At 46.1% G+C, this 17,627-nt stretch carries 18 protein-coding genes; 6 read left to right on the top strand and 12 right to left on the bottom strand.

Annotation, left to right across the window (positions count from 1 at the left end; translation table 11 throughout):
• Positions 1-165 precede the first annotated feature (165 nt).
• From GJ688_RS21485 to GJ688_RS00075, 4 genes are all read right to left on the bottom strand, one after another.
• The gene (locus GJ688_RS21485; protein ID WP_155474509.1) at positions 166-423 is read right to left on the bottom strand and encodes an EAL domain-containing protein; all 258 of its coding nucleotides are present in this window, start codon (positions 421-423) and stop codon (positions 166-168) included.
• Positions 424-682: 259 nt separating this feature from the next.
• On the bottom strand, positions 683-2,458 hold the full coding sequence (locus GJ688_RS00085; protein WP_155474508.1) for a DHA2 family efflux MFS transporter permease subunit: 1,776 nt from the start codon (positions 2,456-2,458) through the stop codon (positions 683-685).
• A gap of 10 nt (positions 2,459-2,468) precedes the next feature.
• Positions 2,469-3,119 (bottom strand): HlyD family secretion protein, encoded by a 651-nt coding sequence (locus GJ688_RS00080; RefSeq protein ID WP_170291504.1) that lies wholly within the window; start codon positions 3,117-3,119, stop codon positions 2,469-2,471.
• Positions 3,120-3,325: 206 nt separating this feature from the next.
• Positions 3,326-5,194, bottom strand: a complete 1,869-nt coding sequence (locus GJ688_RS00075; protein ID WP_170291503.1) for a YcdB/YcdC domain-containing protein — start codon at positions 5,192-5,194, stop codon at positions 3,326-3,328.
• Between the two features lie 170 nt (positions 5,195-5,364).
• Between GJ688_RS00075 and GJ688_RS00070 the strand changes: the two genes are divergently transcribed.
• The 4 genes from GJ688_RS00070 to GJ688_RS00055 all read left to right on the top strand — a co-directional run bounded on the left by GJ688_RS00070 (position 5,365) and on the right by GJ688_RS00055 (position 9,639).
• Positions 5,365-6,285: a DMT family transporter gene (locus GJ688_RS00070; RefSeq protein WP_155474506.1), complete on the top strand. Its 921-nt coding sequence runs from the start codon at positions 5,365-5,367 to the stop codon at positions 6,283-6,285.
• 40 nt (positions 6,286-6,325) lie between these two features.
• Positions 6,326-7,747 (top strand): DUF1800 domain-containing protein, encoded by a 1,422-nt coding sequence (locus tag GJ688_RS00065; protein ID WP_155474505.1) that lies wholly within the window; start codon positions 6,326-6,328, stop codon positions 7,745-7,747.
• 126 nt (positions 7,748-7,873) lie between these two features.
• Complete coding sequence (locus tag GJ688_RS00060; protein WP_155474504.1) at positions 7,874-8,989, top strand: DUF1501 domain-containing protein; 1,116 nt, start codon at positions 7,874-7,876, stop codon at positions 8,987-8,989.
• Positions 8,990-9,066: 77 nt separating this feature from the next.
• The gene (locus tag GJ688_RS00055; protein ID WP_155474503.1) at positions 9,067-9,639 is read left to right on the top strand and encodes a DUF1697 domain-containing protein; all 573 of its coding nucleotides are present in this window, start codon (positions 9,067-9,069) and stop codon (positions 9,637-9,639) included.
• 342 nt (positions 9,640-9,981) lie between these two features.
• Here GJ688_RS00055 and GJ688_RS00050 read toward each other — a convergent pair whose 3' ends face one another.
• Together GJ688_RS00050 and GJ688_RS00045 are read right to left on the bottom strand one after the other, a co-directional pair.
• Positions 9,982-10,716, bottom strand: a complete 735-nt coding sequence (locus GJ688_RS00050) for a hypothetical protein (protein WP_155474502.1) — start codon at positions 10,714-10,716, stop codon at positions 9,982-9,984.
• Positions 10,717-10,992: 276 nt separating this feature from the next.
• Positions 10,993-11,514, bottom strand: coding sequence for a nitroreductase family protein (locus GJ688_RS00045; RefSeq protein WP_155474501.1), 522 nt, complete (start codon positions 11,512-11,514; stop codon positions 10,993-10,995).
• A 157-nt stretch (positions 11,515-11,671) separates the two neighbouring features.
• On the opposite strand from GJ688_RS00045, the gene GJ688_RS00040 reads away from it, so the two are divergent.
• The gene (locus GJ688_RS00040; RefSeq protein ID WP_155474500.1) at positions 11,672-12,028 is read left to right on the top strand and encodes a winged helix-turn-helix transcriptional regulator; all 357 of its coding nucleotides are present in this window, start codon (positions 11,672-11,674) and stop codon (positions 12,026-12,028) included.
• A 203-nt stretch (positions 12,029-12,231) separates the two neighbouring features.
• Here the strand turns inward: GJ688_RS00040 and GJ688_RS00035 are convergent, their stop codons facing one another.
• The 6 genes from GJ688_RS00035 to GJ688_RS00010 all read right to left on the bottom strand — a co-directional run bounded on the left by GJ688_RS00035 (position 12,232) and on the right by GJ688_RS00010 (position 16,751).
• On the bottom strand, positions 12,232-13,047 hold the full coding sequence (locus tag GJ688_RS00035) for a methyl-accepting chemotaxis protein (protein WP_155474499.1): 816 nt from the start codon (positions 13,045-13,047) through the stop codon (positions 12,232-12,234).
• A gap of 817 nt (positions 13,048-13,864) precedes the next feature.
• A complete protein-coding gene (locus GJ688_RS00030) occupies positions 13,865-14,308 on the bottom strand; it encodes a hypothetical protein (RefSeq protein WP_155474498.1) in 444 nt (147 codons plus the stop codon).
• Positions 14,305-14,544 (bottom strand): hypothetical protein, encoded by a 240-nt coding sequence (locus GJ688_RS00025; RefSeq protein ID WP_155474497.1) that lies wholly within the window; start codon positions 14,542-14,544, stop codon positions 14,305-14,307. Before GJ688_RS00025 ends, GJ688_RS00030 begins: the two co-directional genes overlap by 4 nt.
• A 37-nt stretch (positions 14,545-14,581) precedes the next feature.
• Complete coding sequence (locus GJ688_RS00020) at positions 14,582-14,815, bottom strand: hypothetical protein (protein WP_170291502.1); 234 nt, start codon at positions 14,813-14,815, stop codon at positions 14,582-14,584.
• A gap of 515 nt (positions 14,816-15,330) precedes the next feature.
• Positions 15,331-15,735 (bottom strand): DUF5412 domain-containing protein, encoded by a 405-nt coding sequence (locus GJ688_RS00015; protein WP_155474495.1) that lies wholly within the window; start codon positions 15,733-15,735, stop codon positions 15,331-15,333.
• A gap of 188 nt (positions 15,736-15,923) precedes the next feature.
• On the bottom strand, positions 15,924-16,751 hold the full coding sequence (locus GJ688_RS00010) for a sirohydrochlorin cobaltochelatase (RefSeq protein WP_170291501.1): 828 nt from the start codon (positions 16,749-16,751) through the stop codon (positions 15,924-15,926).
• A 157-nt stretch (positions 16,752-16,908) separates the two neighbouring features.
• On the opposite strand from GJ688_RS00010, the gene GJ688_RS21480 reads away from it, so the two are divergent.
• Positions 16,909-17,046, top strand: coding sequence for a DUF1800 family protein (locus GJ688_RS21480; RefSeq protein WP_155474493.1), 138 nt, complete (start codon positions 16,909-16,911; stop codon positions 17,044-17,046).
• The last annotated feature ends 581 nt before the right edge of the window (positions 17,047-17,627 follow it).

Genomic DNA, 17,627 nt, shown 5'->3' with positions numbered 1-17,627 from the left:
TTAACAGCCCCTATCAGCGAGTTATCATAGATGTATTAACTAATTATAATCCACCTAATGACAAATATAAACGTACTTTACCAAAAAAACCGAAGCGTGATGCTCCGGCAGGTATACATGTCCCCATATAATTCCTTATTGTAACAAGTATAAAGAGTGAAACATTTAGCCAACGCTTTCGGTCTGTAAAAAGTCAAGGCTTATTTGGTCCCGCGGAATTGGCTTTTCCGCAGGTCTAGCAAAGAAGTACCCCTGAACAAAATCGGCCCCTCGTTCTTTTAACCAGGACCACTCTCCTTGGGATTCTACTCCTTCTGCGACAGAATGTATGCCTAGTTCTCTACAAAGCTCAAGAATCTTTGAGACGACCATCGCCTTGTATGGGTCTTCATGGACATTGCGAGTTAGTTCCGACGACTGCACTCATGAATGACTTGTTCACAGCGCGTCGCTTACGGATAGTCAACAGTATTTACATTATATTATAGGCTCAGTATTGCTACAATATAAAAAAAGATACATAGTAATCTTCATTGACCCTTAATGAAATCGTTGTTAGGTTCACTACGACAAGGCGTAATGATCTTTACTATCAATGAAAAACTCTAACCGACCTTTAACCAGTAAAAAAGCCCAGCGATAATCTTGTATCGTTAGGTTTCTTTTGTTTATGAATCTCTCGTTACGACTCAGTCTTCCCATAAGGGACCCTTCGAATAAAGAAAGACATCACCCAGGCCAACAGGATAATTCCCGTCGCCACCAAAAAAGCGTCGTTAATCCCAGCGATCGCCGAATATTTGGCCGATAAGCCATAGACAACAGTGGTCGCTAACCCTTGAGCTTGGGCTGCCGTCACGCCTGTGCCTAATGCCAAAGCGTGTGTAATTCCACCGAATTGCTGATTGACTGACGGATTGCTGGAGACCATCGCACTCATATAATCTCCCAGATGTACACTGGTGCGGTTGGTCATGATCGTCACCAACAACGCGGTGCCTAACGATCCAGCCACTTGTCGTATCGTATTGGACATGGCTGTTCCATGGCTGTTTAGATAGCCGGGGAGTTGATTGAGGCCTGCCGTCATTACAGTCATCATCAATAAGGACATTCCAAAGCTTCGCAAGCAGTAGATCAAGACGATATTGTGGTAGGTGGTCGTCGCCGTCAGTTTCGCGAACTCATAATTAGCTGCTGCTGTGATCAGCAACCCAACGATAGCGAGTGGACGAACACCGATGCGATCGAAAAGGGCTCCTGAAATCGGTGACATGACCCCCATGATCAATGCTCCCGGCAGCAACAATAAGCCGGACTGCAGGGGCGTAAAGCCACGGATATTCTGTAGGTATATCGGTAAAAGGAGCATGGCTGCAAACATGGCCATGTTTGTGATCGAACTGATCGCCGTCGTCAGAGAGAAAATACCGTAGCGAAAAACACGGAACTCCAGCATCGGGTTTTCTACGGTCAATTCACGCCAGATAAACAAGGCGACACCGATAACGCCAAGTGTTACAAAGAGGATCACTTCTGCCGAACCCCACCCGACAGTCCCGGCTCGACTAAACCCGTAAAGGAGCCCTCCGAAACCAACGGTGGAAAAGACCACTCCCCAGATATCGAACTCGGGATAAGTCAGTTTAGCCACATTGGACAACCACTTGATTGCGATGACGATGTCGATAATGCCGATGGGAACCATGATGAAAAAGAGGATGCGCCAGGTATAGTTTTGCACAATCCACCCGGCCAAGGTCGGTCCTACAGCAGGGGCGAAAATCATGGCCACACCCATGGTTCCCATCGCCGTGCCCCGCTTTTCCGGTGGAAACACCGTCAGGAATACGTTCATCACTTGCGGCATAAGGATCCCAGCTCCTACCGCTTGGACCACACGACCAATCATCATCACGGCGAAGGAGTTGGCGAAACCACAGATCACCGAACCTATGGTAAAGGAAATCATCGCCGCGATGAACAATTGTCTCGTACTAAAAGTCTCCATTAAAAAGGCGCTGATCGGAATGAGGATGCCGTTGACGAGCATAAATCCGGTAATGAGCCATTGGATGGTACTGGCTGAGACATTGAAGTCATTCATCATGTGGGGAATCGCTACGTTAATCAACGTTTGGTTGAGGATGGATACAAAGGCCCCCAACATCATGACCGTGACGATTCGTCCGACAGGAAGTTCCTGTAGCGGTTCGTTGACCTCCTGCGGAGATGGGTTGACTTGCCTTACTTCACCTTCGCTGCGGGCAAGTTCGTGATGGGGAGTCTCAAAGGGCTCCGTCACGGGTCCGGAGATCATTCCCGTGAAGGTAGGGTCTATGACAGGAGGTTCATTTTCGGGCAGATTCTCATTGGTTCTATAGATATACAACGCATAGGCCGCTGCGATGACAATGAGGGCGAAGATGAGATAGCCTATCAAATACTCAAGAACCATGACCCCACTCCTAACGGTGGATTCTTACGTTGGCACTCAACCCTGGTTTAATGTCGAGCCCTTTCGTTCCATCCAACGCGATGGATATGGGAACCAGCTGAGCGACCTTCGTATAATTGGCGTTGGTGTTTTGTTCCGGTAACAAGGTAAATGTCCCTGCCGTCGTCATTCCGATGCGGTTAACCTTACCGCTGAGGAGTGTTCCGGGGAAAGCATCGACAGTGATGTCAACGTTCTGTCCGACTGCGACCTTGCTTAAGTCGTTTTCATTGATGTTCGCCGTCACGTAAAGATTATCCATATCGTAGGCGTAAGCCAATGGTGTGCCGGCGGCGACAAAGGAGTTTTTCACGGCCGATTGCTGTACGATCGTCGCACTCATCGGAAATGTCACATCTACAGGCGGGGCACCCGGGACGGCGGGTTGAATCATGCCGACACGCTCACCGGGGGCATACTTTTTTCCGATGTCCCCATTCCAACCGATCAATTGACCTGAAGCGGATGGTGTAATGGTGACACGAGTCGCATCAATACGTGCATTGTTTGTCGTCACATAATTGATCGCTCGATTATAAAAGTATACAGCGGCTATCGCCCCACCGGCGAGTAAGGCTAAGACGAGTATGTTTACAGTCAACATTCTTCGAAAGTTGTTCACGCAAGGTCCTCCTCTGAAGTGCGGTACTGTGGTGAAGTTGCAAAAACTCGAAATCATTTTCCCCACTTTAGTTTCGCCTATACCTTTTACAGCGAAGCGTTCTCACCTGGGAGCAGAGAAAACACTTTGGATTTTTTCACAATATCTTTTCGCTATTATCTTGTCGTTCCGTTCAAAAAGAAAAACCGCCAGACCATGGCGGTTTTTCAATGAATCCAATCAAACATTATGGTTCCACTTGAACTAGGAGTATACAGGCTCATCTCTTCCCCGGTAAGGGCGTCATATGTAATCCCCACCATTTCATCAGAAATGGTATAGCAGAGATTGGCTTTCGGCGCTCCTTGTCCGCAAAAATCAGGCCATTCGTAGACTAATCGGGGCGTCCACTTTTTCAGATAAGCCGCCTTAACCCTGTCTACCGAGACCGCTTTAGACGGATCCGGGTAGTTCCTCATTTGAGGGTATTTCAACTGCTCCAAGTTTATATCGCCAGTATTACTGTTGACCAGACAAGATGCACCAATCTCCCCGTCCGGTATGCCATAATGCCTGAAGCGGAAATGGAAATTATAAAGTCCATCGGGAATAAACTCGCCCTTTAAAAACCGGCTGTGATCGACCCATTCAGGGATGTGGACCGTACGGTCCAGCATTTCCATCTCTACATCGTACTCACCGTTGCCCAGCATATTTTCCAGGCATCGGCGGGCTTTTTCCTTCACCTGATCTTCCGGTAAGGACAGTTGTGGGATGTCCTCACCGCTTTGAATCACGCTATAACGGATAAACTTTCCCGTCGTTGGTTCCACGGCGATATTGTATTCCCTGACCCATCCCTGCTCGGAGCCATTTCCTGAATCGGTCGTTCCTGACTTGACGGCTACACCTCCCTTAAAGGGCACTCGACAACGATATAATACCTCGGCAGGCTCATGACCAGGCATAGGAACCTTTATCTGTTCCATGGTCTGGACATCGACTCCCCAGGTTCGCTTCAACCACTGAACCGCCTCTGCTTCATTGCCTATGATGTTGCGATCATCGCCCTTGAAGCGGAAAACCTCGCTTTCCGACTTGTGGGATGGCGGCGCCTCTCCTGTCACGGCGTCTGCCAATACGATTCCGGTCACCACGGGTGTGTAAACGAGGCCGGCTTTAGGAGGGCCTTGTTTCGAATCGTCCGATGTCATTGGTCTATAGGACAACTGAAATGGTAACCACTTATCGACCTTTGCCTTGAGTTCTTCGACCGGTAACAGGCCGGTCGGTTTCGGAAAAGAGGCATCGGAAAAATTATGAGGACCCTCTAACCTCGCGTCATTGATGCGTCCGTATGCGTCAACAACGACATACCAGCCACAATTCAACAGGGGGATGCCGTTTATCAAACGTTCGAATCGAACGGTTCGTTGAAAAGCAAACTCTCCATTTTCGATTAGGCTTTCTTCCTTGATGCGATATACGGAAAATTGTTCACCGGCAACAGTCTTTAGAAAGGACGAAGCCACTTCTCTGGCTCGCTCTTCCGTCAAATTCTTTTCTTTCGAAGCTACATAGTTGTTCCAACAAAAGCGGATCGCTTCTCCCGACTGCCCATCCACCGTTAGCTGTGCCCATTCATCTGCATTCTCACTACCTAAGGTGATGTTCCAGGTAGATGTACAGCCGGAATAAAGGGCTTGCGTGGCTGTACCTTCAACGAATTCTTTCGATTTGCCTTGCAGCTTCAACCTACCTAATGCGGGGTTGGATTCGATCAGCGCCTGTAAGAGCTCATCAGCGCGTGCTATCACCTCTGAGGAAGGTTCAGGAGTCTCCCCCGTGTCCGCCTGTGCAACTGTCTCGCCTTTGTTTTCCGGAAAGGAGGCTTCCGCTGTTCGAATGGACGCTTCCGGTATCCAAATCGGCTGCCCAAGCAGCAACGCCATTGTCAACGTCATCGTTAAGGCGGCCATTTTCTTGGCAGGAGTGTTTGGACAGTTCATCGGTCGACCTACCCCCGATTTCCCCTTCGTCTCGTCAACACACCGATTGCGTAACGCCCAGTATGCAACACCGGCGATGTCGTTCATATATGTATATTCTTGTATGCTTATTCCACGAGATTAAATTCCACACAAATCAAGGAACTCCTCCAGATAGATTCTAACTAAACCTAATTCTTTATGGCTTGTTTCCATTGTATAATTTTAAGGAGAGCCCTATACTTCGCTAAACTTTATAAAAAACAAGGAGGCCGTCTTTGAAACCGATCATTCTTGGTATCTTCGCATCGGCTTTCTTCGGAATCACCTTTGTTCTAAACAGGCTGATGGAACTTTCCGGGGGAAGTTGGGTTTGGAGTGCCAGCTTACGCTATTTTTTCACGCTGCCCTTTTTCCTCATCATCGTCTATCTGCGAGGCAATCTCGCAGAGCTCTTGTCTGTGATGAAAGGACATCTCAGTTGGTGGATCTTGTGGAGCACCGTCGGCTTTGGACTTTTTTACACTCCACTCTGTTACGCCGCTACCTATGGCCCTTCTTGGTTAATCGCGGGGATGTGGCAAGTCACCATCGTAGCCGGCACGTTATTGATCCCCTTGATTTATCGTGGCCAAAAAATCCCCAGGAAAAGCGTGCTCTATTCTATGGTCATATTGTTCGGCATTTTGATCATGCAAAAAGTACAATTCGATACACTTTCTCTCCAAGAGATCTTGATCGGCTCCTTCCCAGTCCTCGTCGGGGCTATCGCTTATCCTTTGGGGAACCGAAAGATGATCCTCCTCTGTGCGGGAAAATTAGATACCTACCAGCGTATCTTAGGGATGACCCTAGCGAGTATGCCCTTTTGGCTTCTCTTATCCCTATACGGTTTGTTCGCAACCGCTCTGCCGAGCCTGGGTCAAATCGAACAGTCCTTTAACGTCGCCGTCAGTTCTGGCGTGATCGCGACCACCTTATTTTTCATGGCCACAGACATAGCCAAAAATCATCCCCACCAGTTGGCGGCCGTCGAGGCAACACAAGCTGGTGAAATCATCTTTTCGCTGTTGGGCGATATGTTCTTTTTAGGCGGCGCCTTACCATCGACGAGCGGTTTCGCAGGCATGATGCTTGTCATCGCCGGCATGATATTACATAGCCGCCCCAGCGAATCGGCCGAGGAAGGTCCGGCCTAAAACACCCACCATCCGTCTCTAAGCCCAGAAAAAGCTCACCGTGACGAGCGTCTTTTCTGGGCCTTTTTATCTCATCGATGGGTTATCTTGGGGAAGTTTACAGACCTCAGGTGCCTTTGGTGCTACAATGGAAGGAAGGGCTCCTGAGAAAGGTAGGTTATGCCAGTTGGCTGAACAGAGTGAAAAACGCCGCCATGCACTGCTGCTGCGAGCTGGCTGGGCTGGCAGCTCCTTTTACCCTGTCCCGAATAATGCGGATGTACCGGAGTCGTGGTTGCGCGAAGATCCTCATCCTCTTTCTATGAGTACATACATCAACGACGACGGTAATCAACCACTGAAAGACGAAGAAGAGCGAAAAGCCCGCCGTCAGCGGGAACAAAACAACTATAAAGCGATGCCGGCCGCCTGGATCAAACGCATCACCGAAGGCACTTTTCCGCTTCAGGAAAAGATGGCCCTTTTTTGGCACAACCACTTCGCCACTTCTCTCGTCAAAGTAAACCGCAGCCTTTATATGGCACAGCAATATGACCTCTTTTACCGGTTCGGTCTAGGTAAATTTGGCGACCTACTAAAAGCGATTACCAAGAATACGGCCATGCTGATCTGGCTTGACGGCTACCGCAACACTTCCCGAGCACCTAATGAGAACTATGCCCGCGAAGTGATGGAACTCTTTACCTTGGGAGTAGGGAGTTACAACGAAGACGACATAAAAGCGGCCGCCCGAGCGTTCACCGGCTGGCAACTGGATAAAACAGGTGCAAGCGTCTTCCGCCAGGAGCTTCACGACCAAAGTGTGAAGACTATCTTCGGAAAAAGCGATAACTTCGATGCTGATGGTATCGTTGAGTTGTTACTGGAACATCCCCGAACAGCCGAGTTTATCACCACAAAAGTATGCCGTCATTTTTACCGGGAAAATCCCGAGCCGGAACTGGTCCGGGAATTAGCAGACCTTTATCGTAACAGCCAATATGATATGAAAACGCTTCTGGGAGTTCTCTTCACCCGTGAGGAATTTTATCAAGCCGCTGAAAAACATAGCCTAGTCAAAAATCCCACACAGTTTCTTGCGGAAACTGTCCGCCTCACTGGTATCCATCTGACGGCAGATCAAATTTCCCACTGGCTAAACGAAATGGGACAACTGCTTTTTCAGCCCCCCAATGTGGCCGGTTGGCCCAGTGGTGAGATCTGGCTGAACAGTGCCACATTGCGCTCGCGCTTTCACTTTGCCCAGGAGGCTGCTCGATTGGCCAAAGAAGGCCCCCTGGGACAAAATATGCCCCCCTCGGCAGAAGCCGCTATCGAAGAGTGGTCAAGTATCTTATGTCTTACCTTGACAGCGAACACTCGCGAAGCTCTGCTGCATTTCTCAAAGGGCGACTGGTCCCTGACGAAAGCTCAGGGACTTCTGGCGCTGTTACTCATCTCACCTGAAAATCAGAAGATGTAGGGGGCGGACGTCATAAATTCCTTTACACGCAGACAGTTTCTTGTCGGCACCGGGATTGCGGCTGCGGGATTAGGAACGGCTGCCCTCGCCGGATGGCGCAGCGGCTTTTTCACAAACAGTTCCCCTTTGGCTCACCAAAACAAGGCACCCCGTAGTGATAGGACCCTGGTCGTCGTCCAATTGGCCGGTGGGAATGACGGGCTGAACACCGTAGTTCCTTATCGGGATGAAGCCTATTACAAGAACCGTCCCACCATCGCGATCAAAGCGGATACAGTGCTGCCCCTCGAAAACGGGCTGGGGTTGGCGCCGTCCCTCGCCGGTATACATAAACTCTACGGTGCCGGCCGCGTCGCCATCGTGCAAGGGGTAGGTTATCCGAATCCGGACCGCTCCCACTTCCGTTCGATGGATATCTGGAATCTGGCCGACCCCGATGTGCAAGCTCGAAAAGGATGGCTGGCAAGATACATGGAGTCTACACCCGATATAAATCACCCCTTGCGTGCCGTCGTCATAAGTAATCAAATGCTGCTGGCACTGTCAGGGGATTTATCCGTACCGGTCATTCCTTCCCTATCAAGTTACTCCTTGTCCAAGGACACAGCCATGGTTGACGCTTTCAAACAGATGTATACCCCAGATTCCCCGAACAGCTCCTCTTCCACCGCTCCCTACCGCTTGGTAAGACAAAAAGGGAATAGCCTAGTCGTATCTGTAGAAAAAGTACACCGTCTCAAACCTACGAGAGAAGGCTACCTCAGTACCGTTCCGGGTCTGGCACTGGCCGACGCAGCCGCGTTGATCAAAGGCGAGCCACCACAGCCTCAAATCCTTTATACACAGTTCGCTGGTTTTGACTCGCACGCGGGACAGGTACAGGCACAGGCGAGTCAACTGAAGCAGGTCGACGATGCGGTCAGCCGATTCTGTCAGGATATGGATGAATCAGGGAAAGCTGATCAGGTGCTGCTGATGATCTTTTCCGAGTTCGGCCGGCGCGTGAATGAAAACGCTTCGGGCGGCACCGATCACGGAACGGCAGGACCGGTCTTTTTCATTGGTGCGCCAGTGAAGGGAGGGCTTTATGGGGAATACCCGTCGTTGACCGACCTGGATCAAGGAGATTTGAAGTATACCACCGATTTCCGGTGCCTCTATGCTACATTAATCGATCGGTTCCTGGGAGGGTCTTCGGAAACCGTGTTGGGGGCGCGATATGCACCCGTCGGTTTTTTGTAGGTCGCGAAGTGGTCCATCTGGTCCATCTCAAAAAGTTCAACGTAGTTATCCTGAATGCAGGTAAAGGAGAAGTTTGCTTGACTACGTATGTCGCCCTTTTACGAGGAATTAATGTTGGCGGAAAAAACGTCATTAAAATGACCGAGTTAAAGAAATCACTGGAAGCAGTCGGGCTTGGTGATGTACGAACGTACATTCAAAGCGGCAATCTTCTATTAAAATCTGACGAACCGGAAAGTGCACTCTGTAAAAAAATCGAGTCTCAAATCGAGCTACGCTTTGGATTTTCAGTCGCCGTGATTTTAAGAACTCTAGCAGAGTTTGAACAAATTATAGTCCGTTGCCCTTTTCCGGAGAAAAAGGTGTCGGAGATCGAATCGTTATCGAACAGCGAGTGCCTGTACGTCGCCTTGCTAACAGATATCCTTTCACAGGATAGCGTAAAATCCTTATTAAAGTACAACAGTGAATATGAAGAGTTCTTCATCGAGGGCCGGGATATTTATCTATTATTTCATCAGAGTATTCGAAATTCAAAACTTGCCAGTCAACTTGCGAAACTAGAGGTGCCTGCCACGGTACGCAATTGGAAAACGATGAATAAGCTATTGCTCCTGGGACAAGAGATGGACGAAAATCGCCCTCTTTAAAGGGCTCAAGATAACATGTAAAAAAAGCCCGTCCTAACTAGCCTCCTCTGAACGTAGTTCATTGAGGCCGTGAAGACGGGCGTTGCTTTTTTAGCTTTTTCCACAAGTCTCGAAAGAACCCTACGAAGTCGATGCCAAACCGAGCTAACACTTCCATGATGATTCTGATCACGAGCATGTTTATCAATAGGGCGAATACAAGGCTCAAACTGTAATCCATACATTCACCTCACTTTGGGAACACACTGTACAGCCTGAATAAAGGGTTCGCGTGGCTGTTGCTTCGTTCCTTCAACTAATTCCTAGTCGTCTTGTCAACCGACCTCTGAAGGTTCGGTCCATTTACAACCCGTCTCTAAAATGATAGGCCCCCTCAGTGATGTATTCATAAGAAGTGGCACCATCAAAGAATCTTGACTTCAGCGATAGATCTACCGTAGGGTCTTTACCGTTTCTACATATGGCGATGCCATCGATCGATTGGAGATTGGCCCCGAAGCTAAAATAGATGACGTCTTGGTCGGCGACAATATAACTATTGACGCCAGCCGACTTATGTAAAGTACCCATCTTATGTACCACTTCCTCGGAAAATCGACTCTTCTGCTTATCTACACCTGAAATACTGTACGGCGGTGATGTGAATTCCTCTCCCAGGGACAGTTTCCCCTGATCGTATGCTAGGAATATAGCGTCGGAAACGGCGAGATATTCTTTTTGATAGAGTTTGAACTTATCCATTTGGTCTAGTGCGGGAGTTGCCATAATTACAGCCGTCACAACAAAGCCGAGGGCAACGGCCAGTATCTTACGCTGATTGGCCCTGTCTCTTCTACATTTTACCCAAATAATCAACGACCATATACCGGAGATTGCGATCAGTACCAGTGAAGGTACGTATAGAATGAACGTCAGAAAACCGTCAGAGACAACATATTTTCCGTAGAGAAGTAAAAAATCAGCGATTAACAAAATCGCCAGAGGAGCAATTACCCCTTTGATCTGCTCCTTTCCGAAAATCACTACTACTGTGATTCCGAGTAACAATATGACGAAAAAGACCATCGCTAACTCCATAAGCGTTACCTCGAAACTTTTTTCATGCTTTCATTCGTCTATGTCCGTACATTCATCTCTCTTTGAAAGCACAGCGTATACTCTACGTATTTCGCGGAAGATATGCCAAAATCCTTCTTTTTGTATATTTTGGTGATTGATTCAAAATACATGACATCACTTTAGAACAAGCGAACAGCGACCCTGCACATGTTGGCAAGATCGCTGTTCGTGGTTTCAAAAACGTGCCTATATACATGTGTGCAAACTACAGTTTTTGTCCCAAACAGAAGTCGCTTATTTGAATTCCTCGTAGCAGACCATTTCTTGAAGCGGTCTACGGGTTTTTTCGTGGCGGTCTGGAGATTGAGCTTCTTCGGCAGAATAGCCGATAGCCAGGATGTTAATGGCTTCGTATCCTGCAGGGATATTGAATTCTTCGCGTAGCACTATCGGGTTAAAATAACAGATCCAAACAGAATCTAAACCAAGCTCGGTGGCCTGAAGCATCATATGATCCGTTACAATGCTGGCATCGATATCGAGAATGTTCTTTTGATCAAAAGGCCGAACCCAAACTTTGCTATGATCTCCGCAAACGATAATGGACAAGGGAGCGCCATACGTTTTGGCAGCCTTTTTTAATTTTTCTTGTCCTTCCGTTTCTTGAACGACCAGCAGTTTATAAGGTTGTTTGTTGGCACCTGTCGGAGCCACCCTGGCCGCCTCTAATATTTGGTTTAACTTTTCCTTTTCCACCGGATTAGGGAGGAAGTTACGGCAGGAATACCTCTTTTTGGCAATTTCTAAAAATCCCATGCTTATCATCCTTTCCTTACGAAACCTTCTAATGGATATGTTCCCCTGATGTCTTATGCAGTATAATAGTACTGACTACAATGCATCTAAACAAGTACGCACTATTTAGTAATATAGTACCCATTTAGATACTTACTACCCGCTCAGGAGGATAAGGATGATCAAATACAAAAATACTGTGTTTAACTGCACCATGGAGTTGGCGATAGAGCTCATCGGCGGTCGCTATAAGGCCTTGATTCTATGGTACTTATTGGATAGAACGTTACGGTTTAGCGAAATAAAACGGTTAATCCCGCAAGCCACACAAAAAATGCTTACGCAGCAGCTGCGAAGCCTGGAAGAGGATGGGTTGATTATAAGGAAGGTTTACCCTGAGGTCCCTCCGAAAGTGGAGTACTCTTTATCGGAATCAGGTAAAAATCTAAAACCAGTCCTTGATGCCATGTGTCAATTTGGGAAGACCTATGTGGAGGAGCATTCGATTTATTCACCTTCTCTTCTCCAATCATAAGTATCTTCCCGAACATTTTGAACGGATTATTCTTTAAAACCATATGGATGCAGTTATAAAGCTCATTTGTAACCTTCTTCTATAACTCCTTTATTGTCAAGATAACACAACAAGCGAAAATCCCTATAGTGATGTCGGAGCAACTTTACTCTGTCGACTAAATGAAAAACAGCCCGGTGAATTGAATTCCGGGCTGCACTAGACTAAATAAATGTTGCAATTTTTTCGATTTGATCAGCTGCTACAACCAGTTGCTCCATGGAGGCCGAAATTTCTTCCGTAGCAGCAGCTTGTCTTTCTCCTATCCCCGAAGTTTCAGATAACACTTGAACCATCTCTTTAACATCCCTTTGTATTTGAATAAGTATCTGATTGATGTCCTTAACTGCCTTTCCACTATTATCAGCCATTTTTCGAATCTCTTCTGCAACAACAGCGAAGCCACGTCCATGTTCGCCTGCTCTAGCTGCTTCTATCGCAGCATTTAGCCCGAGCAAGTTTGAATTAGATGCAACATCACTAACGAAATGTAATATATCGTCAGTCTTTTTCACTTGGTCAAGAATGCGTTCTCCATTCTTTGTTAGGTTGACAAGGTTATTTGCTAACTCTGTAGCTGTTCCTGCTAGCTCTTCTGTAGTAGCACTAATTTGCTCAGAGGTAGCAGCTATAGCATGAGCCGAGTGTTCTAACGCTTCTTGGTTGGTCAAACTTGTTGCGGTAGCTATCGCCCCAACGAGTCTACCTTCTTCAATAATTGGCAGGCAAATTGATTTTATAGGTACTCCATAAAGCTCTTTAGAAAGAGACATTCGAACTTCACTTCTGGTCTTTAATGCTTTAGCAATTGAACCTTCAGAAGCAGCTTTAGAACCGACTGACACATTCATTTTAAACGTTTTAGCTTGAACAAAGTGGACTATAGTTCCTTCATCATCAGTGATCATAACGCATGAATCTAGGGGATTTAAAAGTTGATAAAATTCCGCCTGTAAAACAGCATTGTCCAATACTGACATAAATAATCCTCCCTAGAAATAGCCTTATCTTGCTATAACCTCTCTCGCATTGGATTTCGACAGAATCCTACTTTTTCCTCCAGGACATTTCTAAATTTACTGCAATTTATGCCTTGCTTAATTTTTCAGCGTTTTCACCCTGCTGGTTTAGAAAATTTATTACTGGCGACTTCGATTACAGAGTGTACATGCAAATTTAATGTTAATCCTTCATAAGATTTATTATCTGAAGTTTCAGATAATTCTTATGTAAGGAGGGGGCATTTTGTCTGTCAAAGAAACGGTCTGTCAGTTATGTCATCAACAAACCGCTGTCGAGCTTATCTGCACGTTGGTAACTAAGTTTTGGGGTTCACAGATAAAAGAGAAAGCTTGCTGGCATGTATGTGCCGACTGTTATCCAAACTTTGAAAGAAATGTTCTCTCTTTTTATCGGGCCTTTGATTAGGTCTGGTTAAAATCGTTTCAACTAATAAGCAAGCTCGCCTTCATAGCGGGCTTATAATACTGCGTTCCCCTTTAAGTTCTCCATAGAAAATACTCATTAATAAAGATACAAACGGTATTAAACAAACGATAGAGAAAAGAATCGATGACGATAATTTCTGATAGTATATATCCTCTTTGTTTAATATCTTAACTAATAAATCTATAAGAGTTCGTAGAAATATAAAGCATATCGCGGCGTAGGCGATGATTAATAAAATAAACAATGGAACTCCTCTCTTTCTGACTATTGTTTTAAACATCTAAACCGAAGACAGGAAAGACGTTTAGAGAATTATGACTCGATTCCTCAAGGCTTTCCTTCAAAAAATTATTCGAATCGGGTTACCTTTATTGTCAGCGTCGATAAATTCTTTTTTCCTTGTTCTACCCATGAAATTGTTAATTTGTAATTCGCTTCGTTTTCTTTTAACGGACAATCTAAAACACCCAATTTACTATTCGGCATAACATCAACAGCAGCAGCTCCGTTGATTGTTCCACTTCTCTCCCCATTTAATGATATTGAAACTACATCAACAGTTTCGTTGCTAATATTCGTTAGTGCAATATCAAATAAATATTTATTATCAACATTTCTGGTATTGGTATCAACTTGCCATTGATGTTCAAGGTTTTCGTCGAATCCTTCAACCCATACCTGAATTGCCCCTACATTTTGAGAATTAGTTATATTCTGATTCCCTTTTGAAAGACACCCAGTTATAGACAAAAGTGAACTAACAATACACAAAAGAACTAATAATTTTTTCATGTACTTCTATCGTCGCCTCCGCCACTGTTGCCTCTGAGGTCACTATCGTTCCCGCCGAAATCTATAATTCCATCACTACCGCTGTAATCATCAGATAGAACTACCAAATCAACGTCACCACTTCCATGGTCACAACTGGAACGGCTACCACGTACGGCTTTAATCACGATCGCTATTAATATCAGGAATGCCGCAAAAATCGTTGCAGTTAGCGCTTTAAAGATAAAGGACCTCATGCTACCCCCTCCATTATGCGCCCTCTGTGTCTACTCCTCACATTTTTTGCTCTTTCTGAAGTTCGTCAATTTTCCTGCAGTCTCCTGGCCCTAATACTTGTTGATATATTTTATCAACAACTAAAATGCTTGGAATTATAAACCCTATTATTGTAAATATAATCACAAACATTGTGCCTAGAAGCTGACCAATGGCAAACCCCAGTAACGCCGATATGGTTGAAAAAAATATTAACGGCACTTTTCTCACCTTTTGTCCTATATTTAACAACCTGGGTGCCTTCGTTCATTATATCCACGGCCAATAGAGTCCCTTGCTCGGTTTTCTTTGAAGACTTAGCTGCGACTGGGACCAACCTCATCGCGGTCACCGCTATATCTCTTTCCAATTTCGGTATAGCTCCCTGGACTGACGGGTTAGCTGGGCTAATCATTAGATTATTGCTTTGGGTTATTGCTAACGGCAAATGTGAACAGCAAGAAAGCCAATACTTTTAGCTGAATTTTTCCATTCGTCCATAAAAGGATAGCGATTAATATATTTGAAAGCAGCTCAACACGTTCTTTCATTAGAGAGCTTTCAAATTGGGACATATCCCGCTTTACATCCCATAAATTGTATTTACATTCATATTAATACATCCTTGTCATTCTGTAAACCGCACCCTCTTGAACGAAAAAAAACGCCCATTCACGCTGCTCCCGACAACGAGTGGTACTTGGGAGGTCGATGTAACTGGGCGATTGTGTGAAGTTGTTATGGACGACTGAACCAGAACGATTATTTTAACGATATCTTCGAAAATCAAATCTATCATTCGGCACATTTAGTTCATGCCCATTGATCACTACGGTATCATCGTCGAGCCAAATAATATTCGCTTGATCCTCCCGATAATTCCAGTAAATGTTCTTAGGTGCCCTTTTTTGCTTATTGAATACCAGTTCTCCTCGTATTGCATAAGAGGTGGTAGCCCCTCCATCCGAACGGTATCCTTTTACAGTATAGTTCCCACCAGGCGAAGTAACTTCATTTATTAATTCACCTGTAGGGAGAGAATCCATGCTGAAAAAAAACCAATAAACTCCCCAAGATATAAAACAGACGAATAGTAGAATAATTATACCTACAATTTTTAGCAATCTTATAATTACTTTGCCTTTTTGAAGATTACTTTTTTCTTGGTTCATAAATGGTCGCCTCAGTCGTTATTTGATATTGATGATTATTTACTGACCGAATGCAAGATGTCAGTTTATAGACTCAACTGTGGCAATGCGGGAGCGCAACTGAGCGGTGAATGAGGTTCTGCTGGGAATAACACGGGGGATGTCTCCCCCTATGATTTTCTACTATTCAAATCGTTCGAGCGTATTTGTCACTGCCGTTCCCATGCTTTCTTAAGATGATCCACCATCATATTGACGATAGCGTCATTCTCGCCGAGCCCTTGCATGTGGGCGCTCACCACAAACCCCTTAGCTTCCAACTGGCTTTTCCAGGATTGGGGCTCATCACCGGCCATGTCCTTTTGAGCATGGCCGCCGGCCACGACCAGAAACGGCGCAAGCTTTACCTTTTTCACACCGCTAGCGACCAGGTCGCCCAGGGCATGTTGCAGTTCCGGGTAGCCCTCGACGGTGGCGAGCATCACGTTCTTGCCCCGGTACTGGTGGCGCAGGAGATCATTCAGGCAGCCAAAGGCGCTCAAGGCCCGGTGGTCGGTCCCATGGCCCATGAGCAGCAGCGCTTCCTCATCGCTGTTTGCCGGAATCAGGCCGGTGATGGCTTCACAAGCCCGCTGGTAATCGTTGAATTCATGAAGGAGCGAGTCGCTGAGGACCAGCCTGTCAAAGACAGGGCCGTCGCTCGTCTTCATCCCTTGTAGGCTTTTGACGATTTCCTCAAGGTCGCAGTACTCTCGGCCAGGAAAGACATGTAAGGAGTGAACGACCACCTGGTTGTAGCCGTCATCTCTCAGTTTCGACAGCGCCGTCAGCGGGCTGTCGATGATCACCTGTTGTTCCCGAGCGATTTTTTTGCGGATTATCGAAGAGGTATAGGACCATCGCACCTCCACGCCGGGAAAGGCCGCCTTGACGTTGGCTTCGATATGATCCAGGGCCGCCCGCCCTTCGGGCACGCTCGTGCCGAAGGCGACGAGGAGGATGGCTGGTTTCCCGGATTTCACTCTTTCATTTGCCATAGCAACAGACGCTCCTATCATTAAATAATGACATCGTTCCGTAGTCTTCCTCAACAGTCTTATTCTTCTGTCTCTCCCCACCCCTCTCCTGCCGACCGATGTGGTAACACATAGGTCGTTTTTGCTGACCGAAAATGCCCCCTTGCCTGTGATTGCCATGCAGGCCGCTTGGCTACGACAGATGACCGGAGGGTCTTTTCCCCTCCAGGAAAAGCTGGCCCTCTTGTGGCACAACCATTTTGCCACTTCCTCGGTCAAGGTGACACGCTGTCTTTACAGACCCCCACCGTCCTAGAAAAAAGGCAGTCCAACCGCGATGGTTAAACTGCCTGTCTATTCAATAGATGGGCTGTGGGGTTGAGTTACAATAAGTTTTTACTGAGTACTTGTTGCTTACCCATAAAATCAAGAGGCAACTTTTGTACCATCGACTCTGGATACTTTATAAACGAAGAAATAATCCAATAATTTTCCGATATGAATTTCTTCAAATTAAATCTCCTTTCTCGACTTATTGTTTCTTTATCTTTTCTTCGGTTAACCATTGATTCTCTTCCAACATTAGGCTTCTGTGGGCGAGTTTCTTCTTATCTGCTTTAGTATCCTAAGCAGATGAGTTCAAAACATTATCCACTTAGATTTCATTTTCTTCATGAAAAAACCGTATGTATTGAAGAACCATTCTCTTTGAAAAAGTCTCCATATTATTGTTATTACGTACACAGCTTAGCAAACACATTATCCTTTTAGTCATTGAGTCCACATCTGGAGGCTTTAAATCACTTCTCTGAAATGTACACTCCCTCAATAAATTAATCTTTTCTCCGTAATACTCGCTTTTTCACAGTTTTTCGATACAACCTGAAGCTAACCCCG

The organism is Heliobacterium mobile, assembly GCF_009720735.1.
Classification (GTDB): domain Bacteria; phylum Bacillota; class Desulfitobacteriia; order Heliobacteriales; family Heliobacteriaceae; genus Heliobacterium; species Heliobacterium mobile.
Note: the sequence above shows the minus strand (reverse complement) of the source record. Positions and strands in the feature narration are given on the sequence as shown.

Coding starts and splice junctions, on each gene's coding strand:
- GJ688_RS00025 (WP_155474497.1), bottom strand. CDS start 14,544: ATGAGGTCCTTTATCTTTAAAGCGCTAACTGCAACGATTTTTGCGGCA.
- GJ688_RS21480 (WP_155474493.1), top strand. CDS start 16,909: ATGCAGGCCGCTTGGCTACGACAGATGACCGGAGGGTCTTTTCCCCTC.
- GJ688_RS00030 (WP_155474498.1), bottom strand. CDS start 14,308: ATGAAAAAATTATTAGTTCTTTTGTGTATTGTTAGTTCACTTTTGTCT.
- GJ688_RS00010 (WP_170291501.1), bottom strand. CDS start 16,751: ATGGCAAATGAAAGAGTGAAATCCGGGAAACCAGCCATCCTCCTCGTC.
- GJ688_RS00040 (WP_155474500.1), top strand. CDS start 11,672: ATGATCAAATACAAAAATACTGTGTTTAACTGCACCATGGAGTTGGCG.
- GJ688_RS00045 (WP_155474501.1), bottom strand. CDS start 11,514: ATGGGATTTTTAGAAATTGCCAAAAAGAGGTATTCCTGCCGTAACTTC.
- GJ688_RS00075 (WP_170291503.1), bottom strand. CDS start 5,194: ATGAACGACATCGCCGGTGTTGCATACTGGGCGTTACGCAATCGGTGT.
- GJ688_RS00085 (WP_155474508.1), bottom strand. CDS start 2,458: ATGGTTCTTGAGTATTTGATAGGCTATCTCATCTTCGCCCTCATTGTC.
- GJ688_RS00050 (WP_155474502.1), bottom strand. CDS start 10,716: ATGGAGTTAGCGATGGTCTTTTTCGTCATATTGTTACTCGGAATCACA.
- GJ688_RS00035 (WP_155474499.1), bottom strand. CDS start 13,047: ATGTCAGTATTGGACAATGCTGTTTTACAGGCGGAATTTTATCAACTT.
- GJ688_RS00015 (WP_155474495.1), bottom strand. CDS start 15,735: ATGAACCAAGAAAAAAGTAATCTTCAAAAAGGCAAAGTAATTATAAGA.